Here is a 25,187-nt window from a genome sequence, read left to right as displayed (position 1 = left end):
CTGTGGCGCGGGCTTCTAGCAGCGCTTTTCCGGCCTGTCGACAGTTTCGGGCCGATCGGTCCGAGACGACCGGAAATCGGCCGCGCAGATCAGTTCCACAGCCAGCCGCGACCATTCTTGCTGCCGTAGCGGGTGACCAACGCGATCTCGGAGCGATCAATGCCGATGTCGCGCAGCAGGTGATCCGGAAATTCGTGAAGCCGCGCCCGGTCCCTGCGAATGCGGATGATGCGGGCGAAGGCGCCGACGCCGAAACGATCGATGGCCGTCACGAAGAAGCGCCAGCCGAAGGGCCGATCGATGGTGAATTCCAGTTCTTCAAGGGATGACATTGTCGTATTTCCTTCTGTTTGAACGATGGGAGATCGGGAGGGCCATGCAATGACCCTCCCGTTGCGGTGCCGGGTCTTGGCTGCGTCAGGACTGATCGTTGGCGCAGCTCACATAGGGGTTCCAGTCTGCGAACATGCCGGCCGGATTGTGCCGCCAGTGCCAGACATGCAGCTCGTAGTAGGGGTCCACCGGATGGACGCCCACGGTCGTCTTGCGCTGCAGGGTGCGGCCGAGGAACTCGGGAACGCCCTTGCCCTTCCAGTCCTTCTCGAAGACGATGTACTCCATGCCGACGAGCTGCATGGAGCCGTCCGGCTCCGGCTCGTAGGTCAGCACGTCCGGCTCGGCGAGCACGAGCTTGCCATCGCCGGCACGGCCCGGATGGATGAAGTGGACCCCCATCGTGCCGTGCTCGTCATGCCTCGTGCATTCGAAGAGCTGCTGGTAGCCTTCGGCCTTGGCGACCTCGATGTTGACGTACCTGGCCGCCATTTCCCGAGACCGGTTGAGCACCGGATCCGGCGTATCATGGGCATCCGCGGTGCCGCAGGCGAGCGCGGAGGCCCAGATGGCGCCGGACAACGCCGTGCCGAGGACGAGATTTGCGAAGAGTTTCACCACCCGTGCCTCCCCGTCAGGCGCTGGCGTGCGCCGTCGTCGGATCGAACAGGCGCTTCACCTGCGTGATCTTGGTGGCCGGGAAGCCGCTCATCTTGGCGTGGCGCTGGATGATCGCCTCGTCCTTGGCGAGATAGACGCAGAAGGTCTTGTCGTCGGTGACGAACGACTCCACCCACTGGATTTCGGGGCCAAGTTCGGCGAGGACGGCGTTCGAGGCCTTGGACGCGTCGCGGAGCTGCTCGCGCTCAAAGGTGCCGACCTTGGGAATGTCCCGTTCGATGATGTACTTCTGCATTTTCGTAGTCTCCTCATCTTGGCTTCAAAAGCCGGCTGGCGGCCCGACCAGGTCGCTGCCGGTGACATGCCTGGGGTTGCTGGGCTAAAGTGCCGCTTGGCTCGCCAGGCACGGGAAGAATGACAGGAGGGGCGGCCGACAGTCCTTACGCCGCGCTTATCTTCTCCTGATCCTTTGCCCATTGTCGTTGGAGGGAATGCTGCCGATGGGGGTCTATTGCTTCGGCGACTTCGAGCTGAACGAGGAATCCCGCGCCCTTCGCCTCGCCGGCAGGGAGGTCGAGGCGCAGCCGCTGGTCTTCGACTTCCTCGCCATGCTGCTGCGAAATCAGGAGCGGGCGCTGAGCAAGGACGAACTGCTCGAAACGCTGTGGCCGGGCGTCACGGTTACGGAGGCCTCGCTGCAGCGCGTGGCGAGTCTCGCTCGCAGCATCCTTCGCCAGGGCGGAATTGAAACGGCGCTGCGCAACTTGCCCCGGTTTGGCTACCGGATCTACCTGGATTCACCTGCCGCTCCGGAAAACAAGATCGTTCCGGCCGGCGAGGTCAGCAAGCCTTCGAGCCCCGGCTCGCCAATCCTTTTGGCACGCGCGGCCGTTGCGGCCAGAAAATGGCGTGAGGCCGCGGCCTCCTTCGCCGAAGCAGACGCCACCGACGAGTTGTTGACGGCCGATCTCGAAGAATGGGCATTGGCACTGGAGTGCATGCGACGGCCGGCGGAAGCCATTCCGCTCCTGGCGCGCGCGGTGACGGAGTACGGCGTCGCCGGCGAACGCCTGCGCGCGGCTTCTCCGGCAATCACCCTTGCCATGATCCATCTGGAGAGAGGAGAGCTTGCCGCCGCCAATGGCTGGCATAAGCGTGCCGCGCAGTTGATCGATGGCGCCACCGAGAGCAGGGAGCATGGCCTCTGGTGCTGGATGGGCGCGCGCATCAAGGGCGCGGAAGCCGAGCCGGAGCACGCGCTGCGCTCGCCGAGCAGGCTTTCGAGGTCGGCAAGCAGCTCGAGGATCCGGTCGTCGAGTCGCTCGGTCTCATCTATCGCGGCTTCTTCAAGCTTTGCCTTGGGGAAACAAGGTCCGGGCAGGAAGACCAGGATTTTGCCGCAGCGCTTGGTCTCTCCAGCGATGTCGACCCGATCGTCGGCGGTATCCTCTACTGCAACATTCTCTGGGCCTGCCGAAATTTCGGCGACTGGGCGAGAGCCAACCAATGGACCCTCAGCTACGAGGGCTGGTGCAGAGGACACGGGCTGGAGGAACTCACGGGCTCGTGCCGGCTGCATCGGGCCGAGGTGCTCGGCGTCCATGGCACGCTGAAAGAGGCGGAGACGCTGGTGCGTGCCGCGCTCGACCAGCTTGCGCTCGACGCGCCTTGGGCCACTGGCGATGCGCTGCGCGTCCTGGGTGACATTCATCTTGCCGCCGGCGATTTCGCCGAGGCCGAAACAGCCTATCGCGCGTCCCACGCCGCGGGCTGGGACCCGCAGCCCGGCCTTGCGCTGCTGCAGCTCGAGCAGGGACAGGCGGAGGCCGCCTTCAGCGCGCTCGAGCGGTCCCTGGTTGGGAACCGCTGGCCAACCCTGCAGCGGCGCGGCATGGTCCTTGCCACGCTCGCCAAGGTGGCGGCGCGGACCGATCGGCTGGAGCGCGCGAAGCAGGTGATCGCCGAACTGGAAAGCGAGCCGCAACGTTGGCCGATGGCCTCGATCCGGGCGTTGACTGCCGAGGCCAAGGCGGAACTGTTCATGCGGGAAGATCGCCTTGTGGAAGCGGCGTGGGAGCTGCAGACCGCATGCTCGCGCTGGGCCGAGATCGGCTCGCCGACCAGCTGCGCGGATGCCAGGCTTTCGCTCGCGGCGCTGCTCATCCGGCTGGGTGACCGCACCGGCGCGGAGCTGGAGCTCGGCACGGTGCTCGCGGTCGCGAAGAAAGTCGACTCGCCGCGCCTCATGCGGCGGTACGACGAGTTGAAAGGGCTGCTCGCCGGCGCCAAGCAAGAGGCGCTTGGCTAGCGCATAGACGCCTTCTCGCTTGAGGTCGGCTCGGTGCGATGGCATGACGGGAAACCCCAATGGAGCCCGGCATGAGCAGCGCGAAAGAAGTCATCGTCATCGGCGCCGGCATCATCGGTGCCTCGATCGCCTGGCATCTGACGGGAGCCGGGGCGCGGGTGACGGTGATTTCGGATAGCGGCGCGGGTGGCGTCGCGACACCCAATTCGTTTGCCTGGATCAATGCCAGCTGGGGCAACCCCGAGACCTATTTCCGGCTGCGCCGGCGCGCCATGGCCGAATGGACAAGGCTGGCGAAGGATCTGCCCGGCCTGCCGCTCGCCTGGTGCGGCGGCCTGTGCTGGGACATGCCGGCGGGCGAGCTGGAGGCCTATGCGGCCGAGCATTCCTCCTGGGGCTATGGCATCGAGCGCGTCGACCGCGACCGGGTGGCCCGCATCGAGCCTAATCTTGCCGAGCTTCCGGAGCTTGCGCTCTATGTGGCGGAGGAAGGCGTCGCCGAGCCGGTTGCCGCCACCAGGGCGCTGCTGGCCGATGCCGAGCGGCGCGGCGCGAAGTTGGCAACCGGGACCGTCACCGCCCTGGTGCGATCCAATGGCAAGGTCACGGGCGTGGAGATGTCCGGCGAGCAGCTTACCGCCGACGAGGTGGTGATCGCGGCCGGCGCCGGAGCTCCGGGGATCGCCGAAACAGTCGGGGTCAAGCTGCCGATCGAAACACCGCCCGGCCTGATCGTTCATTCGCGCCCTTACAAGAAGCTGCTCAACGGGCTGGTGCTGGCCGAGCGGCTGCACATGCGCCAGACGGCCGAGGGCCGCATCATCGCCGGCTCGGATTTCGGCGGCGCCGATCCGGGCGAGAATGCGGAGGGCACGGCGCGGGAGCTGTTCAAGGCGGCGAAGACGATGCTGCGCGGCGCCGAGGGGCTGGAGCTCGATTTCCACACGGTCGGCTACCGGCCGACCCCGGTCGACGGCTTCCCGATCATCGGCCGCGCCGAGGGGATGGACGGGCTCTATGTCGCCGTTATGCATTCCGGCATCACGCTGGCGCCGGCGGTCGGTCTTTTTGCCGCCCGCGAAATCCTGGCCGGCGAGCGCGATCCATTGCTTCAGCCTTACGGGCTTGGCCGCTTCTCTCAATAGCCGGTCGGCCTGCGATAGCCGTCAGTGAGTGGCGCGATCGCTGACGCGATGCCGAGCAGCCGCGTCTCGGACCATCGCCTGCCGACCAACTGCAGGCCGATGGGCAGGCCCTCGCTATCGTACCCGCCGGGTATCGTCAGCGCCGGATGGCCGGAATAATTGAACACCGCGCCATAGGCCGGCAGCATCCAATAGTTTTCCTCTCTGCCGTTGACCTCGATCGCCGTTCCCGGCGCGCAATGCGGGAAGGCGGTGGTCATGGCGACCGGGCAGAGCAGCGCATCGCAGCTTTCGAAGAACCGGTCCCAGGCGAGAATCGAGCGGTCGCGGCGGGCGAGCGCCGCGAACCAGCGCGAGACGGGCGTCGGCTGCTCCGGCGGGTCCGGCTGCGCGGCCTCCAGCATCATGCCGATCAGCGCGCCGCCCTCGGCGAGATCATCGTGCAGATCGAGCCTGGGCAATTTTGCCTCCTCGACCATGGCGCCTGCCGATCCGAGCTTCTCGCCAAGCTTTTCGACGGCGGCGCTGATCTCGCCAGCCACCGGGAAGCCAGGGAAGGACGTGGCGACGGCGATGCGCAGCGCGCCGACGTCCGGCGTCTCCGTAGCCTCGACCGGCACCGGCGCAAGGTCGGTGTCGCCTTCGTCCGGCCCGGCGATGATCCGGTAGATCAGTGCCAGGTCCTCGGCGCTGCGCGCCAGCGGGCCGAGGCACGACATCAGCCGGACGCTGCGCGCCGTCCCGCCCGGATCGGGAAAAGCGCCGGCCAGCGAAACGCGGTGCTCGGTCGGCTTCAGACCGTAGACACCGCAGAAGGCAGCCGGCAGCCGGATGGAATCCTGCATGTCGGTGCCGATCTCGAACGGCGTCATGCCCGCTGCAACCGCCGCCGCCGCGCCGCCGCTGGAGCCGCCGGCGGTGCGCGACAGATTCCAGGGGTTGCCGGTGCGGCCGAACAGTGGATTGTCCGATTGCCAGTCGCCGAGCATGGTCGCGACATTGGTCTTGCCGATCAGTATTGCGCCAGCCGCCTTCAGCCGCGCCACGACCGGGCTGTCCTTTTTCGCCACATAGTCGGCAAACGGCGGGAAGCCGACCGTGGTCTTCATGCCGGTCGTGTCGTGCGTATCCTTCAGGGTGAAGGGCACGCCGTGCAGCGGCCCAAGCGCGTCGCCGCGCGCCAGCGCAACGTCCGCCTGCCTGGCACGCTCGCGAGCCCCTTCCCTGTCGAGGGTGACGATGGCGTTGACCGCCCCGTTGCCCCTGTCGATCTGCGCAAGATGCGCATCCAGCGCCGCCACGGCCGAGATTGTTCGCGCGGCGATCGCGGTGGCGAGCTCTATGGTCGAGGCGAAGGCGATGTCCATGACGAATGCTCCGGCTTGCTGGCCGCGCCTGCTGATCAAGATGGCGGACTGTGGCGCGGCTTCAAGCCGAGTTCAGCATCCGAGGATCGGCCTCGCTTGATCGGGATTGCGCTGGTATGCGCGGCCGGATGGTTCAACTCGCGAGCGCCAGCTCCGCCAGAGCCGGAGTAAAGGGCCGAACGACCATGCCATCGCGTGTAATGGTGACGAAGCTCGATGGCGGGATCGTCTGCCACTCGCCGCCTTCGCGGTCGAAGGGCTCCGAGACGATGCAGCGGCCCCTTCCAAAGGCCGAGGTGTAAAGCGTCGGCGCATGATCGTCGGTGGCGTAGCGCACGGCGTGCAGTGCCTTGCCGTCCGAGAAGGCGGCGGTGAGCTTCAGCGCCGGGTCCAGACCGGCGCGGCGCGAGGCGTCGAGCACGCGATTGGCGGCGCGCGTTGCCGCGCCATGCGGATCACGCGACAGGCCCTCGTCGATCATCAGCAGGAAGAACAGCTCGGAATCGGTGCTGCCCGAGCGCCGGTCGTAGACGGCGTCCGAAAGCGAGTTCTCCAGTCCGCGGCGTATCCTTTCGAAGCTGTGGATCTGGCCGTTATGCATGAACGACCAGCGGCCGGAAATGAACGGGTGGCAGTTCATGCGGCTGGTGCCGCCACCGGTCGAGGCGCGGACGTGGGCCAGGAAAAGGCCGGATCTGATCTGCTGGCACAGGCTTTTCAGATTGGGGTCTGACCAGGCCGGCAGAATATCGCGATAGAGCCCAGGCTCGGGCCGCCCGCCATACCAGGCGAGACCGAAGCCGTCGGCATTGGTCGGCGATTTCGCCTCCCGCGCGTCGCGGCTCTGAACGATCAGCGAGTGGGAAGGTGCGGTGACGATCTCTTCAAGGAATATCGCTTCGCCGAGATAGGCGGCCCATCTGCACATTGTCGCGTCATCCTCTTTTGCCCATCCAACCGGGGCCGCGAATGAAAACCATTCGCCGCCGGTGAGGCGCCAGAGATGACAGGAGGACGGTTTGGCGTCCTTACGTCGCGCTGATGTTTTGCTGATCCTTTGCCCAAGGCAGGCCGGAAAGATGGCGGCGATCGCCGGGCGATTCCGGCCCGGACCGCACCGGTCTCGACGGATCGAGATCGTGTTTAGCCGACCAGCGCCAGCTTGTTCGCTGCAGGTGCAAAAGGCCGAATGCCCATGCCGTCCGCCGTCATGGTGACGAAGCTCGACGGCGGGATCGCCTGCCACTCGCCGCCGTCGCGGTCGAAGGGTTCGGAAACGATGCAGCGGCCCGCGCCGTTGCGGAAGACGGAGGTGTAGAGCGTCGGCGCATGATCATCGGTGGCGTAGCGCACGGCATGGAGCGCCTGGCCGTCGGAGAAAGCAGCCGTCAGCTTCAGCGCCGGCTCGAGGCCAGCGCGACGCGAGGCTTCCAGCACGCGACTGGTGGCGCGCGACACCGCGCCTTGCGGGTCTTCGGACAGACCCTCGTCGATCATCAGGAGAAAAAAGAGCTCGGAATCTGTGGTGCCCTCGCGCTGGTCGAAGACGGCGTCGCAGAGCGAATTCTCCAGCGCGCGACGGATCTTCTCGAAACCACCGATCTGGCCGTTGTGCATGAACGACCAGCGGCCGGAGATGAAGGGATGGCAGTTCATGCGGCTGGTGGCGCCGCCGGTCGAGGCGCGCACATGGGCGAGGAACAGGCCGGACTTGATCTGCCGGCACAGGCTCTTCAGATTGGGGTCCGACCAGGCCGGCAGGATGTCGCGATAGAGGCCGGGCTCGGGCCGGTCGCCATACCAGGCAAGCCCGAAACCGTCGCCATTGGTCGGCGACTTGGCTTCCTGGGCGCAGTGGCTCTGGGCGATCAGCGAATGGCAGGGCGCGGTGATGATGTCTTCGAGACCGCTTCACCAAAATAGGCCGCCCACCGGCACATCGCATTCCACCGTTGCTAGGCGCGGTCCATCAGAGCCTTGGGCTCCTTGACCGCGTGTGAGCCTCTGTTGTGCGTCCGCTCATAGAGCTCGCGGACGATTCGGCTGGCGGTAGTCTCGAACAGAAATGGCAAGAAAGCGTGAACGAGCGCTGCGCCCGCGGCCAGCGACAGGCGCGAGCAGAACCAGGCGGCGAAGGCCATGTGGCTGAAATAGGTCTCGCCCACCTTGGCCGGGTGAGAGGTGAACAGCTTCGAAAACGTCGTCATGGTGATCCCTCCTGCCGGGATGAGCCCCGATGCTGGGTATCGTGCCACGGGTCAAAGGTTCATCGATCCCAAATTGTCCTTGCGATGAGCGGCAATTTGGGACAATCATCCCAAGATGAGCATAGAAATCGATGAAATCGATCGAAGATTGCTGGCGGAGCTGCAACGCGACGGCACGTTGTCGGTCGATCAGCTGTCGGAGCGGGTGGCGCTGTCGCGCAACGCCTGCTGGCGGCGGGTCAAGCGGCTGGAGGAGGACGGCGTCATCACCGGGCGCGTGGCGCTGGTCGATGCCGACAAGCTCGGCCTCGGCCTCTCCGTGTTCATCCTGGTCCGCACCTCCAACCACGATCCGGACTGGCTGCAGAAATTCCGCGCGGCGGTGACCGGCTTTGCCGAGATCACCGGCGTCTATCGCATGTCGGGCGATCTCGACTATGTGCTGAGAGCCCGCGTCGCCGACGTGAAGGCCTATGACCGGCTCTACCAGCGGCTGATCGCCAAGGTGGCGTTGTCGGATGTCTCGGCCTCCTTCGTCATGGAGGAGATCAAGGAGACGACCGTCGTACCGGTAGAGCTGCGCTGAGCAGGAACCGCCTCGAAAGAAAGGCGTTGATAGCGTTGCTGCCGGGTTGACCTTTCCGGCACTCGCGCCGATAGGAATGGGCTCATGCGCACAGCTGTCTATCCCTCCTCCGTCATCGGCCCCTCCGTCGGTTTCGTCCGGCTTCCGCATGGCGAAGGCCTGCCGCTGCCGGCCTATGAAAGCTCCGGCGCCGCCGGCATGGATTTGCGCGCCGCGGTGCCGGAAGACCGGCCTTTGCTGATCCTGCCCGGAAAACGCGCGCTGGTGCCGACCGGGCTGATCGCGGAAATTCCGGAAGGCATGGAAGGCCAGGTCCGGCCGCGCTCCGGTCTTGCCTTCAAACACGGCCTTACCGTTCTCAATTCACCCGGCACCATCGACAGCGATTATCGCGGCGAGGTGAAGGTGCTGCTGGTCAATCTCGGCGACGAGGACTTCGCGGTGACGCGCGGCATGCGCATCGCCCAGATCGTCTTTGCCGCGGTGACGCAGGTGGCGGTGGAAGAACGTTCCCTGGCTGGCAGCACGACGCGCGGCGGCGGCGGTTTCGGGTCTACCGGCACCGCTTGATGCAAGTTCCAAAGCTGGTCATCTTCGACTGCGACGGGGTTCTGGTCGACACCGAGAACCTTGCCAACCGGCGCCTCGCCGAGTGGCTGAGCGGCGCCGGCTTCGCCACCACCTTCGAATATTGCCGCAAGAACTTCTCCGGCCGCAGCATGGCCTCGGTGCAGAAAGAGATCGAAGCGGCGACCGAGGTCAGGCTCGGCGTCGATTTCGTCGACCGCTGGAACGCCGGCCTGCCGGACCTGTTCGCGCATGGCGTCGAGGCGATCCCTTATGTGCGCGACTTCGTCGAGAAGGTGCGGGCCGCCGGCATCGCCTATTGCGTCGCCTCCTCGGCGCGGGTGTCGAAGATGCACATCACCCTCGGCCAGACCGGGCTGTTGCCGCTGTTCGAGCACGCCATGTTCTCCTCGACCATGGTCGGGCGCGGCAAGCCGTTTCCGGACCTGTTCCTCTACGCGGCAAAGACCATGGGCTTCGCGCCGGCCGACTGCATCGTCATCGAGGACAGCGTCGCAGGCACCGAGGCCGGCATCGCCGCCGGCATGCGCGTCTTCTCCTATCACGCGGACCCCTATTCCGATCCGCACGGCCTGGAAGAGGCCGGCGGCATCCTGTTCGACGACATGCGCGAACTGGCCGGGCTGGTGCCGATCCCCTGAGCCTATGTTCGACCTTGCCCCCGGCTGTGCGCTGCAAAACTCCGTGCTAGCGTGCGCTCTTTCGAGGGGCACCCGCACATATGATTTCCATTTTGTATCGCTTCATTCTCGCTTGCCTGTTCTTGCCCTGGCTGTGGGCAGCGGCAGGCGCACAAAGCGCCAGCTTCCCGGAACTGAGCAGCGCCGTCCCTGGCCATAACGGCATCACCTATCTCGACCTAGCCAACATGGTCGCTCCGGTTCTCGCCGGCACTTCGCCGATCAAGATCCGCCCCATCAGCGGCGAGGCCGATGACGAGGCGCCACCTTCGACCGGCGACCTGTCGAGCGCCGCCGTGCTCGACATCAAAGCCGGCGGCGGGGAGCGGCTGACGATGCTGTTCGACCTCGGGCAAGCCTCCGACAGCGCCCAGGGTTTCGCTGTGCTGGCTCTCTACGACCTCGGCAGCAAGCCGAAACTGCTCGATGCGGTCAATGTCGCCACCGATCGGAGCACGTTTTTTCGCGAACCGGCCAGGCTTTCGATCAGCGCCGGCGATGACGCCGTCGTCATCACCAGCACGCATTTCAATTCGAACCAGGGCTATGTCAGCACGTTGCTGCTCATGGTCCGCAACGACCGCTTCGAGCTGGTCGACACCATCAATACGTTCGATGAACACTACTGCTACAAGCGGACGCAGGATCTTGCCTTCAAGACGCTCGCGGACGGCCGGCGCTATGCGGCGATCAAGGCGACGGTCACAGACGCCACCGTGCCGGGGGAGGACTGCGAGGGCGGGCAGCCCAAGGCCTCGTCGCACAAGATCTCCGTGACCTACCGCTGGAGCAAGAAAGCGTCGCGCTACGTGCCTGGCTCCAAGGCGTTCGAGCGTTTGTCAGCAGAGAACGAGAAACGCTTCTGAGCCAAACGCATTCGTTTGCCCGGCGAAAATCGGCGCGATAGACTTTCCCGGCAATTCGATGTCTGGAGGGAAGCATCCATGGACAAGGGCAAGATCTTTCGCGACCTGCACGCCTCGACCTTCGTCATGCCCAATCCCTGGGATATCGGCACGACGAAGCTTCTCGCCTCCTTCGGCTTCAAGGCGCTGGCGACGACGAGCGCCGGCTTTGCCTTCTCGCGCGGCCTGCCCGACGGCGCGGTGACGTTCGACCAGATGATCCATCATTGCCGCGAAGTGACGGCGGCGACCAGCCTGCCGGTCTCGGCCGACCTCGAGCGCGGCAAGGGCGACAGCCCGGAACAGGCCGCCGAGACCATTTTCGCAGCTGAGGCGGCCGGGCTTGCCGGCTGCTCGATCGAGGACCACACCGGCGATCCGGAAAAGCCCATCTATGAATTTTCGCACGCGGTCGAACGCGTCGCCGCCGCTGTCGAGGCGGCGCGGGCGCTGAAGCATGACTTCGTCTTCACCGCGCGGGCCGAGAATTTCCTGTGGGGCCGGACCGATATCGACGATACGATCAAGCGGCTGCAAGCCTTCGAGCAGGCCGGCGCCGACGTGCTCTATGCGCCAGGGTTGAGCGACGTCGAGACGGTGCGGATCGTCTGCTCGTCGGTGAACAAGCCGGTCAACGTCATGGCGCGGCCAGGCTTCACCACCGCCGACCTTGCCCAGGCGGGCGTCAAGCGCATCTCGCTCGGACCGTGGCTGACCAACTTCGCCTTCGGCATGCTGGAGACGGCGGCGCGCGAGATCCAGCAGGACGGCACGTTCGGCTTCACCCGCTCCGCGATGCCGTTCGGCAAATTGCAATCGCTGTTTGGCAAGCCGGGCGACTGACGGCCGGATAGAGTTACGCCTTTTCCCGTGCCGATACCGCCTTGTGCAGGTTGACCATCATGGCGGCGGCGAAGAGCGGGGTCAAAAGATTGAGCAACGGCACGGCGAGGAAGGCGGCAATGACCAGGCCGGCCAGGAACACCGTGCCGGCATGTTTCCTGCGCAGCGCCTTGGCCTCTGCCTCCGGGCGGAAGCGCATGGCGGCGAATTCGAAGAACTCGCGCCCGAGCAAGTAGCCGTTGACGATGAAGAAGGCGGCGATGTTGATGCCCGGCACCAGGAGCAGCAGCAGGGCGACTATGTTGCCGAGGACAACGACGCCGAAGAATTTTATCGCCAGCACCAGCGCGTGCAGCGCTGGCACGGGACGGCCCGGCGGATCATCCGGATAGTCGATACGCTCGACCACTTCGGCGATGTCGTCGAGGAACAGGCCGGCGATCACGGCCGTCACCGGCGCGACAAGAAGAGCCATCCCCATCGCCAGAAGGATGCCGGCGACAATGGCGCCCAGCCATCCGGCCCAGGACGGCAGGCCGGGCCCCTGCAGCCACGGCCAAGCCAGCCATTCGAGCAGGCTCTCGATGCCGAACCAAAAGGCCACCAGCGCCAGCAGGGTCAGCCCCAATGTCTTAAGGAAGACGGAGCGGAATTCGGGCGAGAACAGCCGGCTGGCGGCGGCGCGGGCAGCGTCGAGGATCACGGCGTCTCCAACCTCTCATCGACAAAGACGCTTCCGAGATAGGCACCCTTGTCGAGCGGCGCAACTATTGCGCAAGCTTCCTCTGCCGCGCGGGGATGGTCATCGCCGCGACGCCGACGACGACGAAACCCATGCCGAACCAGGCCGTCGGACCGAGGCTCTCGCCCAGGAAGAGCGCGCCGATGCCGACGCCGATCGGCACGCGCAGATAGGCCTGCGACGTGGTGCCGACCGAGCCAAGCGTGTGGATGAGGCGGAAGAAGATCGAGAAGGCGAGCGCGGTGGAGAAGACCGAAAGTCCAATCAGCGCAAGGATCGATGCCGTCGATGGCGAGAGCGTCCACGGCCGGTCGAAAACAAGGCTCAGCGGGATCAAAATCGCGGCGCCGCAGATCATCGAGCCGGCGGCCGGCAGCATCGGGTCGAGCCCCCTGAAGTTGCGCCCGAAAATTGCGGCGCCCGCATAGCTGACGGTGGCGGCGATGACGGCAAGCTGCGCCCATAGCTGATGGCCGAGGCCGCCGAGCGCCTCCGTGCCGACGATCAGGCAGATGCCGGCAATACCGGCGCCGACGCCGACCAGCTTGCGCAGCGTAACCGGCTCGTGGCGGGTGATCAGCGCCGTCAGAAGGAAAGTGAAGATCGGCGATGTGGCGTTGAGGATGGTGGCGAGGCCGGCATCGATGGAGCGCTCGGCGGCGGCGATCAGGGTGAAGGGTACGACGCTGTTCAGGCAGGCCTGGAAGGCGAAGCGACGCCAGGTTGCGGCGTCCCTCGGCATGGCGAGACCGCGCCAGCGGATGATGGCGAGCAGGATGGCGCCGGCGATCAGGGTGCGCGCGGCGATGAAGGTGACCGGCGGGATCGTCTCGACGCCGACCTTGATGAAGCTATAGGACGCGCCCCACAGCACGGCCAGCACGCCAAGAAGAGCCAGTTCGGTGGTCATGTCGGTCTTTGCGGGCATTGCCGGTTCGCGCTTTTCAGAAACTTCGATCGGATCGCTTCTAGCCGACGGCCAGGCGGAAATGTTTCGATCCCGATGCAACCATAGCCGCCATCGTCACGGCCGATATGGTCCAGTTTGATGCGATGGCTGAAGCAGCCGGCGAATAAGCGCAGCCATTGGCCGGCATGGCGGAACCCGATGCCGATTTTCGGGGTAGGCAAAAGGACGGCAACTCGCTAGACCCGCGCCCGGCCGGCATGGCAGAAAGCCGGCAGGTTCCCAGGCGGAGAGATTGATGCCGGATTATGACGTGCTTTGCATCGGCAATGCCATTGTCGATATCATCGCCCAGTGCGACGACGCCTTCCTCGAGACCAACGGCATCATCAAGGGCGCGATGAACCTGATCGACACCAGGCGCGCCGAATTGCTCTACAGCCGCATGGGCCCGGCGATCGAGGCGTCCGGCGGCAGCGCCGGCAACACGGCGGCGGGCATCGCCAGCTTCGGCGGCCGCGCCGCCTTCTTCGGCAAGGTCTCGAACGACCCGCTCGGCGAAATCTACACCCACGACATCCAGGCCCAGGGCGTCGCCTTCGACACCAAGCCACTCCAGGGCCAGCCGCCGACGGCGCGCTCGATGATCTTCGTCACGCCGGACGGCGAGCGCTCGATGAACACCTATCTCGGCGCCTGCGTCGAGCTCGGTCCCGAGGATGTCGAGGCCGACAAGGCCTCCGGCGCCAAGGTTACCTATTTCGAGGGCTATCTGTGGGATCCGCCGCGCGCCAAGGAAGCGATCCGGCAGACGGCGAAACTGGCGCATGAAGCCGGACGCGAAGTGTCGATGACGCTGTCGGACTCGTTCTGCGTCGACCGCTACCGCGACGAGTTCCTCGACCTGATGCGCTCGGGCACCGTCGACATCGTCTTCGCCAACAGCCACGAGATCAAATCGCTCTACCAGACCTCGTCCTTCGAGGACGCGCTGGCGGCGATCCGCAAGGATTGCAAGATCGCAGCCGTCACCCGCTCGGAAAAGGGCTCGGTCATCGTGCGCGGCGATGAGACCGTCACCATCGAGGCAACGACGATCCGCGAACTGGTCGACACCACCGGCGCCGGCGACCTCTATGCCGCCGGTTTCCTCTACGGTTACACTGCTGGACGCAGCCTGAAGGATTGCGGCAACCTCGGCTCGCTGGCGGCCGGGCTGGTGATCCAGCAGATCGGGCCGCGGCCGCGGCAGAATTTGCGCAGCGCGGCCCAGCTGGCGGGGTTGCTTTAGGTCTCTTAGCTCTCCCCTTGTGGAAGAAGTCGGATTGCCCCGATTTGTCCTTCACAAATCGGCTGGCAATCCGGGTGAGGTGGATGCTGGCGCCAAGCTGGAACACCCCTCAACCGTCTCGACGCTGCGCGCCGAACCACCTTCTCCAACAGGGGAGAAGGAAGAACGCGATTTGTCGCACGCCTGTCATAGAGCACACCTACACGCAGACTGAGGCGTCCCGTGACTGACATTTCGGGATGTCCAGTTGGGGTGCAAGAAATGCAAGACAGCAACCTGTCGGGTCGCTGTGTTTGTCGTTGCTGCCATTTTCGCTTCCTGCTGTAGCCATTTCAATCGGCCGCAGCTGGGGAGGAGCGCGCGTGGCCTGCAAGACAGATACATGACCAGATTTCAAAATCCGACGGATGCGATATCGCAGGATGCCCTGGCGGGCCTCGTGGCCGAGGCGGTGCAACAGGCACTAATCCAGCATGGGGTCGTTCTTGACGCACAGACCCTGGGTTCAACCAGCGCCTTCGCCGGCAATGTTGCCGCAAGCCTGCCTTTCCTTCCGCAGGCACAGCGGCTCGCGATTGGCTCTTTCAAGGGCGAATGGAGCGCCTTGGCCTCGGAACTGGTCCATGCAGTAACGGCCGCACAGCGCGACATGGCGAATACCTCGGATGACATCGCTGCTTTGGCATCGGCAGGCGACAGCCGGAAACCCGCTTCCCCCGACCCGCGCGAGCGAACCAACGATCTCCAATCGGTGCTGATCGAGGATTGGGCCGGCGAGGTCGCAGGGTCGACCTATCTGGAAGAGAATTTCCGCATACCGCGCTCGACCCTGCATCGCTGGCAACGGCGAAACGAGGTCATTGCCTTGCGCAAGGGCGGTCGCAAGCATGTCTTCCCGCTCGCCCAGTTCGTCGACGGCAGGCCGGCGCCGGGGATCAGCGAGGTGCTTTCGCTAATTGCCAATCCAAGGCTGGCCTGGTTCTGGCTGATCCGCCCTTCGCCCGATCTCGGTGGTCGCACTCCCATTGAAATGCTCAAGCACGACATGGTGCGCGAGGTGGTGCAGGCCGCACGCGAGTTTACATCGGCAGACAGTCTCAGCGGCGCTTCAGTCTGATTTTCGGGCTTCAAATCAAACGGTTGGCCAATTGTTGATGCCTCGGTTAATCGACTAAATTCCCCTCATCAGATAGTCATATTTAAGCTTACTCTAGGTTGTGCAAATCTATCTTACTGTTTCATTCGTACTGTTTGTTCCGTTTGTGCCAAATTCGGCGAGATATTCGTGGTATTTGCGCAACAATACTTTTCGAAGAATCCAAAAGCCGTTTTCCAGACATGATCTCTGTTGAATAGCGCTCCCGCTTGGGCCATGTCGGGGACGAAAAGGGCGGCGCGATGCGCGTCATTTTCAACAGTGGGGACGGGGCGGCAACGCTTGCCCTTCAGCAAAGATATCAAACCCGTTTAACTTTTGTCTGGAGATCAGAAAATGAACATCAAGAGCCTTCTTCTCGGCTCAGCTGCGGCCCTGATCGCAGTTTCCGGTGCGCGCGCCGCCGACGCCGTTGTCGTCGCCGAGCCGGAACCGGCCGAATACGTCAAGATCTGCGACGTGTACGGCTCGGGCTACTTCTACATCCCCGGCACCGAAACCTGCCTGCGCATCGGCGGCTATGTCCGTTACGACGTCGGCATGGGCGACGTCGGCTCGTTCGACGGCGCGAAGTCCTTCGACCACCAGGACGGTGACCAGCAGGACACCTGGAAGAAGAATGCCCGCTTCACCTTCAAGACCTGGACCGGCCAGGAAACCGAACTCGGCACCTTGAAGACCTACACCGAAATGCGCTTCAACTTCGGCAACAGCAACGGCTATGGCACCCTCGCCTCCGGCAATCCCGCCGTCGACAAAGGCGTCTCGGTGAAGTTCGCCTGGATCCAGCTCGGTGGTCTGCGCGTCGGTAAGGACGAATCGGCCTTCGATTCGTTCATCGGCTACGCGGGCGCCGTCATCCAGGATACCCTGGTTCCGTACGGCGATTTCGACACCAACGTCGTCCAGTACTACTTCGACGCCGGCAACGGGTTCTCGGCCGTGGTCTCTCTCGAAGAAGGCTCTGGCGTCGTCGGGACGATCGACAGCTATGTTCCGCATGTCGTCGGCGGCGTGAAGTACACGCAGGGCTGGGGCGCCATCACCGGCGTCGTCGCCTATGACAGCAACTATGAAGAAGTCGCCGGCAAGGTCCGTCTCGACGTCAAGCCGATGGACAACCTGTCGCTGTTCATCATGGGCGGCTACGGCACCGACGACAATCTCAACGACGACGCCGGAAACGTCATCGACGCGCACGGTCGCGGCTTCTACAAGCAGTGGAGCGGCAACTGGGCAATCTGGGGCGGCGGCACCTATACCATCAACGAGAAGACCTCGCTCAACGCCCAGCTCTCCTATGACGAAGGCAAGAACTTCGGCGTCGCGGCCAACGTTGCCTATGAAATCGTCAAGGGCTTCAAGATCACGGCCGAAGTCGACTATCTGCATGTCGGCGAGGACACCGTCACCAACTGGACCAAAGCCGACAAGGAAAACAGCGTCGGCGGCATCCTCCGCTTCCAGCGCTCGTTCTGATCAGTCCTACAGTCTCGAAAGAAGGGCCCGCAGCACGTCGCTGCGGGCCTTTTCGTTTCAACTCAAGCCGGCCTGCCTTAGCGCTGAATAGACCCGCTGGCGCAGATCGTCCGGCACCTGGCCGACGACCGCGTCGAACGAGGCGACCGTCAGCCCCTGGTCCATGCGCCTTGCCTCGGCGATGACGGTCCTGGCTTCCTCCGCGCGGCCGAGCGCGACAAGGGCGGCGGCCAGCCCCAGCCTCGACCAGGTCTCGCGCGCATTGAGCGCGGTGGCACGCCGGGCGGCAGCCTCGGCGGCGGCGAAATCGTCCAGCCAATAGTGGCAGAACGACTGCAGCGTCATGAACATCGAGCCGAGCGGATCCCTGGGGTTCAGCCGCACCGCCTGGCCGATATGATGCAGCGCCTCGCGCGGCCTGCCCGACCAGAAGTGCAATTGCGCCATGCCGAAATAGGCCTGCGCGAAACTCGGGCTGAGATCGATCGCCATCGAAAGATGGTGGGCGGCGCGCGGCCGTTCGCCGATGAAGGTCAGCAGGCGTCCGAGCACGACATGGCTGAAGGCGTCGCCGGCATCGAGCGCCAGCGCCTTCTCGGCCTGCGCTATGCCGGCGCCGAGCGTCTGCCCGACATCGGCGGTGAAGTGCCAGGTCACCGCCGACAGGCAGACATAGGCGAGGCCGGCATAGGGCAGGCTGAACCCCGGCTCCAGCTCGAGGGCACGCTCAAAATGCCCCTGCGCCAGCTGATGATCGTCCCTGGTGAACCGGTAGGCATGCCACATGCCGCGATGGAACAGTTCCCAGGCATCGAGGTTTTCCGGCCGCTTGCGCGCCGCGCTTTCGCGCTCCGCCGCCCGCACCTCGGCGTCGATGTTGGCGATGATGCGCCTCACCACCTCGTCCTGCAGGTCGAAGACGTCCTGCGCCGGCCGGTCATAGCGCTCCGCCCAGACGCAGCGGTCGCCGGACGCATCGATCAGCTGCACGGCAACGCGAAGCTGGTCGCCGCCGCGCCGCACGCTGCCGGCAAGGATGTATCTGACGTCGAGGTCGCGCGCGGCGATGCCAGCCTCGCCGGCGCCGCTGCCATAGCCGACGGTCGACTGCGGCGCGATGACCAGGAAATCGCGCTGCCGCGACAATTCCGTGATGATGTCCTGCGAGATGCCGTTGGCGAGGAAATCCTGCTCGCCATCGCTCTTGCCGGCAAAGGGCAGGACGGCGATCGACAGGCCGCGCGGCCGCTCGGTCGGCCAGCTTGGGGCTGTCTCCCGGGCCGCTGGTGAACCGGGGCCGTCCGCCGGACGGACGGCCGCATCCCCCGCCGAGGCAGCATCGGACGCGATCTGGCGCGAAAGCCGCACTGTTTCCTGCGACGGCTCGACGCCGAGCTCGCGCTTGAGCAGTTCGCGGCAACCCTGGAACTGGGCCAAGGCACGCGAGCGTTCGCCTGCCCTGGCGTAGAGGCGCATCAGCAGCCGGTGGCTTTCTTCGCGCAGATTGTCGATGGCGAGCAGGCGCTGGCCGACGGACTGTGCCTGCGAAAGGTCGCCGGCATCGGCCAGCCGGAGCGCCATGCCTTCGAGAACGGTCTGCGCCAGATTGCGGCAGCGGGTGCGTTCGAAGGTCAGCCAGTCGGAGAACTCGGCGCTGGCCGACGGACGGCTTTCGAGGAATTCGCCGTAGCGCCAGACCGGAGCAGCCCCTTCGACTATCCCGGCCGGGTTGCTGGCAAGGCTGGCGAGCCGGTCGGCGTCGACGGCAAGCGCGGCCGGATCGAGGGTGACGGCATCGCGGTCTCCGCCGAGCGCCTGCGGCCCGAGCGCGGCGCGCAGCGACGACAGCGCCTTCCTCAGGCTGCCGCGCGCCTGCTCCTCGTCGCGATCGCTCCAGAACAGCGCCGCCAGCTTGTCGCGGCCATGCAGCCGCCCGGCGGGCATGGCCAGATAGGCCAGCAGCAATTCGCATTTGCGTGTCGGCAGTTCGACAGGCTGCCCGGCCGCGTCGCGCAGCGAAAACCCGCCCAGCAGGCACAGTTCGAACGGCCCGCGATCGGTCGTCGGGCTCGCCCTGTCATGCGCCGGGACGCTTTCCCCCACCCGCCACAGCTCCTTTTCGCGACGATTTCCCGAAGATTTCACGCTTCGCGAACGCCGGCTTCCCGGCCGTCGCCGATATCCGGCCCATAGCGATCACGGAGATCGCGCCAAACCGGAGAAGACCAATGACCCTGCATAGCATGAAAGACACCCTGCCCCTAGCCGCGACGCCGGCCGGATGGATGTCCGGCATTCTGCGCCGCACCATCACGCGCTCCGTCAGCGACGCGGCGCGGGATGAGGCCGTTCGCCGCAGCCTGCGCCATGTCGGCGGCTTCGACGACCGCCTGCTCCGCGACATCGGCGTTGGCCGCGACGAGATCTTCAACGTCGTCGCGCTCGGCATCAAGCCGGCCAGTCGCCTCGGCTGAGCCAACCAAACAAACAAATCCAAGGAAAGATGAGATGTTCACCAAGACAAATACGTCCAACCTCGCCGGCGCCGTCATCGTGCTGGCGGCGATCGTCGGTGCCGGCGCGCTCACGAGCGGCGCCCATGCCGGAGATTTCAAGGTCAAGCACGGCATCGCGCATGCGGTGACGCAGGGCGGCGGGGTAAATGTGCATGGCCGCCCTGCACCCAGCCCCGGCGGCTTCAAGGCGGCGAGCAGACTGCCGTCGCTGGTCGACAGGGTGCAGCCGCGCATCCACGCCAAGATCGACTGCGTGCCCAACGGCTGCAAGTCGGGTCCGCCCGACCTCTACAAGCACAAGAAGCTGCCGTGCGAGCTCTTCGGCTGCAAGCCCGACCATGGCGGCCACCATCACGGCCACCACAAGCACGGCGCCTGGGGCTGGGGCGGAGTGACCATCGTGGCCTCCGACCACGGCGGCTGCGGCTATGAATTCTGGAAATGGAAGGTGACCGGCTGGCGCTTCTGGAAGCACGCCTATCTCGCCTGCCGCGACTGGGAGTAGGGTTTCGCAACGCCTTCAAATGCCTTGCCTTCCCCTCGCCTTGCGGGGGGAAGGTTTTCGGCCGGTCCGTCCTGCTCGATGGATGCCCCGCCCGTCGGGGCTAGGCGATGCGACGCTGGCGGCGCGACGACTGGCCGCCGCTGGCCCCGGACTGCTCCAGCGCCAATTGGTCGGAAGTGACCAGCCGGCCACGGCCTTCCTTCTTGCCGACATACATCAGCCGGTCGGCGAGCGCGACCAGCGCGTCGGGATCGGCGGCTTCCGTCGGATAGATGGCGACACCGACGGTGCAGCCGACCTGGATGTCGCCGTTCGGGGCCGGAACCTTGATGCGCAGCCGCTCCAGCACGCGCTCCGCTACGCGCACCGCCTTCTCGCTGGCCAGGTCCGGCTTGCCTGAGAACAGGAAGGCGAACTCGTCGCCGCCGAGCCGCGCGACGAAGTCGGCGCTGCGCAGGATCGTGCGCAGCTTGTCCGACACGCGCTGCAGGAGCGCATCGCCGGCCTCGTGGCCAAGCGTGTCGTTGACCTCCTTGAAGCGGTCGAGGTCGATGAACAGCAGGCCCGCCGCGTCGCCGGTTGCGGCGCAGCGGCCGATCACCGATTTGAGCTCGTTGTGAAAGGCGCGCCGGTTGGGCAGGTCGGTCAGAAGATCGTGGTTGGCCGAATGGTCGCTCTGCTGCTTGGCCAGCTCGATCTCGCGCTTTTGCACCGACAGTTCCTCGTTGGCAGCCTTGAGGTCGAGCAGCAGCTGGGCGTTGAGGTCCTCGACGACCTTGCGGTCGCTGATGTCGACGACGAAACCCTCGAGAAATTCGAGCTCGCCGGCCTCGTCCCAGACACCGCCGCCGATCTCGCGGACCCAGAGCGGCTCGCCGACCCTCGGCACGATGCGGTAGTCGACGTTCCAGTTGCAGCGCGCCTCGAGCGCGTTGTCGACGGCGGCGTAGACAGCGGCGAGATCGTCAGGATGGATGGCCGAGACGTAGTCGCGCACCGCATTGTGGATGAAATCGCTCGGCCGGTAGCCGCTGACGGTGAAAATGCCGTCGCTGATATAGAGCATCGTGTAGGACTGGTCGTTGCGGCAGCGGTAGAGATAGCCGTCCATGCGACCGGTGATGCTGAGCAGCGCGTCCAGCCGCTCGTCGTGGTGGCCCCCCTGGCCGACCGCGGATGCAGAAACCCCGTCATGCTTCATGGCCGCACCCCCGAGTTGGCGGTCTGAGCGCGCCGTAGATGCCGTTACGGCAAGTCGGCAAGAGGTCTTCTATATCAGGTGAGTATTATCAATCTGTTATGGCGATGCGCCCTTAGTGCACCGCTTCTCAGTTGCCCGCCGTGTAAGCCGCGATCGCCGCCATGTTGACGATGTCTGAATCCTTGGCATTCAGCGAGACGATCTGCACCGGCTTGTTAAGGCCGACCAGCAGGGGGCCAATGACGGTCGAGCCGCCGAGCTCCTGCAGCATCTTGGTCGAGATCGAGGCCGAGTGGAACGCCGGCATGATCAGCACGTTGGCCGGGCCGGTCAGCCGGATGAACGGGTACTGCGCCATGGCGCGGGCGTTGAGCGCCACGTCGGCCGCCATCTCGCCGTCATACTCGAAATCGACGCGGCGCTTGTCGAGGATGCGCACCGCCTCCTGCACGCGCTCGGAGCGCTCGCCCTGCGGATGGCCGAAGGTCGAATAGGCGAGCATGGCAAGTCTCGGCTCGTAGCCCATGCGGCGGGCGAAGCCTGCCGCCTCCTCGGCGATGTCGGCGATCTGCTCGGCGTTCGGCATGTCGTGCACGGCGGTGTCGGCGACGACGACGGTACGGCCCCTGGCGAGCACGATCGAGACGCCGATGACGCGGTGGCCGGGCTTGGCGTCGATGACGCGGCGGATGTCGTCGAGCGCGGTCGAATAGTTGCGGGTGACGCCGGTGACGATACCATCGGCATCGCCCAGCGCCACCATGCAGGCGGCGAAATGGTTGCGGTCGTTGTTGATCAGGCGCTGGCAGTCGCGGAACAGGAAACCCTTCCGCTGCATGCGCTCATAGAGATAGTCGGTGTAGATGCCGTTGCGGCGCGACAGCCTGGCATTGATGATCTCGATGCCCTGCTTGTTGAGCTCGATGCCGGCGTGCTTGGCGTTTTCCTTGATGACGTCGTCGCGGCCGAGCAGGATCGCGGTGCCGAGATTCTGGTTCACATAGGAGACGGCGGCGCGCATCACCTGCTCCTCCTCGCCCTCGGCGAAGACGATGCGCTTGGGCTGGCGGCGCACACGGTCGTAGATGCGCTGCAGCGTCGAGGCGATCGGATCGCGGCGGGCGGAAAGCTCCTGCGCGTAGCGGCCGAGATCGAGGATCGGCTTGCGGGCGACACCGGACTCCATCGCGGCCTTGGCGACAGCCAGCGGGATCGCCGCGATGAGGCGCGGGTCGAACGGCACCGGGATGATGTAGTTGGGGCCGAATTTCGGGCGGTTGCCCTGATAGGCGGCGGCGACGTCGTCGGGCACGTCCTTGCGCGCCAGCTCGGCCAGCGCGCGGGCGGCGGCGATCTTCATCTCGTCATTGATGGTGGTGGCCCGGACATCCAGCGCGCCGCGGAAGATGTAGGGGAAGCCGAGCACGTTGTTGACCTGGTTCGGATAGTCCGAACGCCCCGTGGCCATGATGGCGTCGGTGCGGATCTCGGCCACTTCCTCGGGCGTGATCTCGGGATCGGGATTGGCCATGGCGAAGATGATCGGGTTCTTGGCCATCGACTGCACCATGGCGGTGGTCAGCGCGCCCTTGGCGGAGAGGCCGAGGAAGACGTCGGCGCCGTCCAGCGCCTCGGCCAGGGATCGCGCCTCGGTCTTGACGGCATGCGCCGACTTCCACTGGTTCATGCCCTCGGTGCGGCCCTGGAAGACGACGCCCTTGGTGTCGCACAGAATGATGTTTTCCGGCGAAAAGCCCATCGCCTTCATCAGCTCGATACAAGCGATGCCGGCCGCGCCGGCGCCGTTGCAGACCATCCTGGTGGTCTTCATGTCGCGGCCGGTGATCTCCAGCGCGTTGATCAGGCCGGCTGCGGAGATGATCGCGGTGCCGTGCTGGTCGTCGTGGAAGACGGGGATGTCCATCAATTCGCGCAGCCGCTGCTCGATGATGAAGCATTCCGGCGCCTTGATGTCTTCGAGGTTGATGCCGCCGAAGGAGGGGCCGAGGAAGCGCACGCAGTTGATGAACTCGTCGGCGTCCTCGGTGTCGACCTCAAGGTCGATGGAATCGACGTCGGCGAAGCGCTTGAACAGCACCGACTTGCCTTCCATCACCGGCTTGGAGGCGAGAGCGCCGAGATTGCCGAGGCCGAGAATGGCGGTGCCGTTGGAGATGACGGCGACCATGTTGCCGCGCGTCGTGTAGTCGAAGGCGCGGCTCGGATCCTCGGCGATGGCGCGAACCGGAACGGCGACGCCCGGCGAATAGGCGAGGCTGAGATCGCGCTGCGTCGCCATCGGCTTGGTGGCGACGATCTCCAGCTTGCCGGGGCGGCCCATGGCGTGGAATTCCAGCGCCTCCTGCGCGCTGACGGACGGACCGCTGTTTTCGGTTTTCCTGGCCATGATCTCTTGATTTCCTCACCGGTGCGGCGCCCTTGAGATGGGCGCCATGTTATTGAGCTTCCGGATTAAGGCCAGAGGCCGCCGCTGTAAACCGCCAAGCTCGGCAAAGCTCGCCCTACGCAGACGAAGCCGCCCAGGAACGTCCCGCAGCCGCCGCGGATGCCGCGATCTCGCGCGCATGTTGGCGTACCGTTGCGTAGCGCCGCAACGACCCGGTTCCGGGAAAGGGCCATTGCGAAAGCGTTGGCTCGGCGCTTCCCATGCGCTCGCGCAGCGCCGACAGGAATTCCATCAGCTCCCGCCGCTGCGGCCACACCTTGGCCATGGTGCGGCTGCGGATCTCGTCGCGCGGTATGGCGCGGTCGCGCAAGGTTTCGACGGCGCGCCTGATCGCCGCCGGTTCGGGCTCGGCGATGATGCAATAGTCCGGATCGAAATAGACATCGCGGCCGCCGACGCTCGGCGTGCTCACCACCGGCAGCCCGGCCATGAGATATTCCATGCTCGAGCACATCGCCCCCTCGACGGCCGACAGGCAGAGCCCGACCGCGGCCTGGGCGTAGACGCGATTGACTTGTTGCGGCGTCAGCCGGCCGGTCCGGCCATCGACGATCGGATTGGCGATCCGGTGCAGCGGCGACTGCGCCTGCAGGCGCCGGATGAAGGCGCGGTCGCCGGCCGGCGGCAGTTCTCCGATCGAGATGGCAATATGGACCAGCCTTTCGATGTCGAAGCCGAGATAGTGGCGCTTGGTGTTCGAGATGCGGCCGTTGTAGACGGCATCGAATTCGACCGGGACATCCGGCAGCGGCCGGAAGATGTCCTCCGAGACCATCAGATTGTGGTTGGAGAAAATCGCCGTGCCCCCGACCGCGGCAACGAGGCGGCGCTCCGCCTCGTTGTTGCAGAGAAAAATCAGCTCGTGGAGCGGGAAGTGCTCGCGATACCAGGCGATGTCCTGGCCGAGCCTGGCGATGACGTGCGGCCGTTCGAGTGTCCAGCTCGGCATCAACAGGAATGCGGCGCGCCGAGAGGCAAGGTGCCTGCCGATCGCCGCAGTCAAGCTGAGCGGGCGCTCGCCGCCGATCGGCATGTAGATCAGCAGCGGATCATGGCTGAGCACATGGATCGCGACCTTCATGCCGCCGCCGAGGCCGGACAGCGGGCCGTGGCCGGGAAGCAGGAAAGGCAATCGCTTTTGCACCGACTGATTGAGACGGCCAAGCCTGTGGCCGGCGCGCCGCTGCAGGCGGTCGAGCGGCGTGCCGGCCGACCCGACCATTTCCTCGAATGACTCCTGACCGAACCTGTCCATCGACCCCGCCCCCGAGCTCCATGGATGATTATGCCGGCCGCCGGCGCGTTGCAATGCCGGCACGCCCTGGCCGCTGCCGGCCGGA

25 protein-coding genes and 1 pseudogene are annotated in these 25,187 nt (G+C 65.4%); 13 read left to right on the top strand and 13 right to left on the bottom strand.

Annotated features, from left to right (window positions below; translation table 11 throughout):
- Window positions 1-89 precede the first annotated feature (89 nt).
- The 3 genes from EN786_RS21480 to EN786_RS21470 form a co-directional block, all read right to left on the bottom strand.
- Window positions 90-332 (bottom strand): DUF1127 domain-containing protein, encoded by a 243-nt coding sequence (locus EN786_RS21480; protein WP_127311896.1) that lies wholly within the window; start codon window positions 330-332, stop codon window positions 90-92.
- Between the two features lie 85 nt (window positions 333-417).
- Window positions 418-951, bottom strand: coding sequence for a hypothetical protein (locus tag EN786_RS21475; RefSeq protein ID WP_135908834.1), 534 nt, complete (start codon window positions 949-951; stop codon window positions 418-420).
- A 16-nt stretch (window positions 952-967) separates the two neighbouring features.
- Window positions 968-1,249: a DUF4242 domain-containing protein gene (locus tag EN786_RS21470; protein ID WP_127282471.1), complete on the bottom strand. Its 282-nt coding sequence runs from the start codon at window positions 1,247-1,249 to the stop codon at window positions 968-970.
- Window positions 1,250-1,445: 196 nt separating this feature from the next.
- Between EN786_RS21470 and EN786_RS21465 the strand changes: the two genes are divergently transcribed.
- The 3 genes from EN786_RS21465 to EN786_RS21455 all read left to right on the top strand — a co-directional run bounded on the left by EN786_RS21465 (window position 1,446) and on the right by EN786_RS21455 (window position 4,407).
- Complete coding sequence (locus tag EN786_RS21465; RefSeq protein ID WP_135908832.1) at window positions 1,446-2,567, top strand: winged helix-turn-helix domain-containing protein; 1,122 nt, start codon at window positions 1,446-1,448, stop codon at window positions 2,565-2,567.
- On the top strand, window positions 2,543-3,262 hold the full coding sequence (locus tag EN786_RS21460) for a hypothetical protein (RefSeq protein ID WP_135908830.1): 720 nt from the start codon (window positions 2,543-2,545) through the stop codon (window positions 3,260-3,262). The genes EN786_RS21465 and EN786_RS21460 overlap by 25 nt, the downstream gene beginning before the upstream one ends.
- A 71-nt stretch (window positions 3,263-3,333) precedes the next feature.
- Window positions 3,334-4,407 (top strand): FAD-binding oxidoreductase, encoded by a 1,074-nt coding sequence (locus EN786_RS21455; protein ID WP_127311549.1) that lies wholly within the window; start codon window positions 3,334-3,336, stop codon window positions 4,405-4,407.
- On the opposite strand, the gene EN786_RS21450 is transcribed toward EN786_RS21455, so the two are convergent.
- The 4 genes and pseudogenes from EN786_RS21450 to EN786_RS21435 form a co-directional block, all read right to left on the bottom strand.
- Window positions 4,401-5,774: an amidase gene (locus EN786_RS21450; RefSeq protein WP_127311550.1), complete on the bottom strand. Its 1,374-nt coding sequence runs from the start codon at window positions 5,772-5,774 to the stop codon at window positions 4,401-4,403. The genes EN786_RS21455 and EN786_RS21450 overlap by 7 nt on opposite strands.
- A gap of 133 nt (window positions 5,775-5,907) precedes the next feature.
- Complete coding sequence (locus EN786_RS21445; protein ID WP_135908828.1) at window positions 5,908-6,702, bottom strand: class II glutamine amidotransferase; 795 nt, start codon at window positions 6,700-6,702, stop codon at window positions 5,908-5,910.
- Window positions 6,703-6,917: 215 nt separating this feature from the next.
- Window positions 6,918-7,714 (bottom strand): annotated as a pseudogene (locus EN786_RS21440) (class II glutamine amidotransferase).
- 15 nt (window positions 7,715-7,729) lie between these two features.
- The gene (locus EN786_RS21435; protein ID WP_126056793.1) at window positions 7,730-7,981 is read right to left on the bottom strand and encodes a DUF6356 family protein; all 252 of its coding nucleotides are present in this window, start codon (window positions 7,979-7,981) and stop codon (window positions 7,730-7,732) included.
- Window positions 7,982-8,096: 115 nt separating this feature from the next.
- Here EN786_RS21435 and EN786_RS21430 point away from each other — a divergent pair, with 115 nt between their 5' ends.
- From EN786_RS21430 to EN786_RS21410, 5 genes are all read left to right on the top strand, one after another.
- A complete protein-coding gene (locus tag EN786_RS21430) occupies window positions 8,097-8,567 on the top strand; it encodes an Lrp/AsnC family transcriptional regulator (protein WP_127311402.1) in 471 nt (156 codons plus the stop codon).
- A gap of 84 nt (window positions 8,568-8,651) precedes the next feature.
- Window positions 8,652-9,137, top strand: a complete 486-nt coding sequence (gene dut, locus EN786_RS21425; RefSeq protein WP_127311403.1) for a dUTP diphosphatase — start codon at window positions 8,652-8,654, stop codon at window positions 9,135-9,137.
- Window positions 9,137-9,796 (top strand): HAD family phosphatase, encoded by a 660-nt coding sequence (locus tag EN786_RS21420; protein WP_189340635.1) that lies wholly within the window; start codon window positions 9,137-9,139, stop codon window positions 9,794-9,796. Before dut ends, EN786_RS21420 begins: the two co-directional genes overlap by 1 nt.
- A gap of 80 nt (window positions 9,797-9,876) precedes the next feature.
- A complete protein-coding gene (locus EN786_RS21415; RefSeq protein ID WP_127282480.1) occupies window positions 9,877-10,701 on the top strand; it encodes a hypothetical protein in 825 nt (274 codons plus the stop codon).
- A gap of 78 nt (window positions 10,702-10,779) precedes the next feature.
- On the top strand, window positions 10,780-11,583 hold the full coding sequence (locus EN786_RS21410; RefSeq protein WP_127282481.1) for an oxaloacetate decarboxylase: 804 nt from the start codon (window positions 10,780-10,782) through the stop codon (window positions 11,581-11,583).
- A 13-nt stretch (window positions 11,584-11,596) separates the two neighbouring features.
- Here EN786_RS21410 and EN786_RS21405 read toward each other — a convergent pair whose 3' ends face one another.
- Together EN786_RS21405 and EN786_RS21400 are read right to left on the bottom strand one after the other, a co-directional pair.
- Window positions 11,597-12,286 carry a sulfate transporter family protein gene (locus EN786_RS21405; protein ID WP_127282482.1) on the bottom strand — a complete coding sequence of 230 codons (690 nt, stop codon included), beginning with the start codon at window positions 12,284-12,286 and terminating at the stop codon, window positions 11,597-11,599.
- Between the two features lie 64 nt (window positions 12,287-12,350).
- Window positions 12,351-13,253: an EamA family transporter gene (locus tag EN786_RS21400; protein WP_127282483.1), complete on the bottom strand. Its 903-nt coding sequence runs from the start codon at window positions 13,251-13,253 to the stop codon at window positions 12,351-12,353.
- A gap of 277 nt (window positions 13,254-13,530) precedes the next feature.
- Between EN786_RS21400 and EN786_RS21395 the strand changes: the two genes are divergently transcribed.
- The 3 genes from EN786_RS21395 to EN786_RS21385 all read left to right on the top strand — a co-directional run bounded on the left by EN786_RS21395 (window position 13,531) and on the right by EN786_RS21385 (window position 17,158).
- Window positions 13,531-14,523 carry an adenosine kinase gene (locus tag EN786_RS21395; RefSeq protein ID WP_127282484.1) on the top strand — a complete coding sequence of 331 codons (993 nt, stop codon included), beginning with the start codon at window positions 13,531-13,533 and terminating at the stop codon, window positions 14,521-14,523.
- Between the two features lie 382 nt (window positions 14,524-14,905).
- A complete protein-coding gene (locus EN786_RS21390) occupies window positions 14,906-15,640 on the top strand; it encodes an antitoxin Xre/MbcA/ParS toxin-binding domain-containing protein (RefSeq protein ID WP_127312119.1) in 735 nt (244 codons plus the stop codon).
- Window positions 15,641-16,015: 375 nt separating this feature from the next.
- Window positions 16,016-17,158 (top strand): porin, encoded by a 1,143-nt coding sequence (locus EN786_RS21385; protein ID WP_135908826.1) that lies wholly within the window; start codon window positions 16,016-16,018, stop codon window positions 17,156-17,158.
- Between the two features lie 57 nt (window positions 17,159-17,215).
- Here EN786_RS21385 and EN786_RS21380 read toward each other — a convergent pair whose 3' ends face one another.
- Window positions 17,216-19,261, bottom strand: coding sequence for a BTAD domain-containing putative transcriptional regulator (locus EN786_RS21380; protein WP_246688746.1), 2,046 nt, complete (start codon window positions 19,259-19,261; stop codon window positions 17,216-17,218).
- Window positions 19,262-19,386: 125 nt separating this feature from the next.
- Between EN786_RS21380 and EN786_RS21375 the strand changes: the two genes are divergently transcribed.
- Both EN786_RS21375 and EN786_RS21370 read left to right on the top strand, forming a co-directional pair.
- Window positions 19,387-19,632, top strand: a complete 246-nt coding sequence (locus EN786_RS21375; RefSeq protein WP_127286075.1) for a DUF1127 domain-containing protein — start codon at window positions 19,387-19,389, stop codon at window positions 19,630-19,632.
- Window positions 19,633-19,666: 34 nt separating this feature from the next.
- A complete protein-coding gene (locus EN786_RS21370) occupies window positions 19,667-20,179 on the top strand; it encodes a hypothetical protein (RefSeq protein WP_127286076.1) in 513 nt (170 codons plus the stop codon).
- A 100-nt stretch (window positions 20,180-20,279) separates the two neighbouring features.
- Here EN786_RS21370 and EN786_RS21365 read toward each other — a convergent pair whose 3' ends face one another.
- The 3 genes from EN786_RS21365 to EN786_RS21355 form a co-directional block, all read right to left on the bottom strand.
- Window positions 20,280-21,380 carry a sensor domain-containing diguanylate cyclase gene (locus EN786_RS21365; protein ID WP_127310363.1) on the bottom strand — a complete coding sequence of 367 codons (1,101 nt, stop codon included), beginning with the start codon at window positions 21,378-21,380 and terminating at the stop codon, window positions 20,280-20,282.
- Between the two features lie 127 nt (window positions 21,381-21,507).
- Window positions 21,508-23,787 (bottom strand): NADP-dependent malic enzyme, encoded by a 2,280-nt coding sequence (locus tag EN786_RS21360; RefSeq protein WP_127310364.1) that lies wholly within the window; start codon window positions 23,785-23,787, stop codon window positions 21,508-21,510.
- 115 nt (window positions 23,788-23,902) lie between these two features.
- Window positions 23,903-25,102, bottom strand: coding sequence for a glycosyltransferase (locus EN786_RS21355; RefSeq protein ID WP_127310365.1), 1,200 nt, complete (start codon window positions 25,100-25,102; stop codon window positions 23,903-23,905).
- Between the last annotated feature and the right edge of the window lie 85 nt (window positions 25,103-25,187).

The organism is Mesorhizobium sp. M4B.F.Ca.ET.143.01.1.1 (assembly GCF_004792275.1).
Lineage (GTDB): Bacteria > Pseudomonadota > Alphaproteobacteria > Rhizobiales > Rhizobiaceae > Mesorhizobium > Mesorhizobium abyssinicae.
The sequence above is the reverse complement of the archived record's forward strand: the minus strand, read 5'-3'. Positions and strand labels throughout refer to the sequence as shown.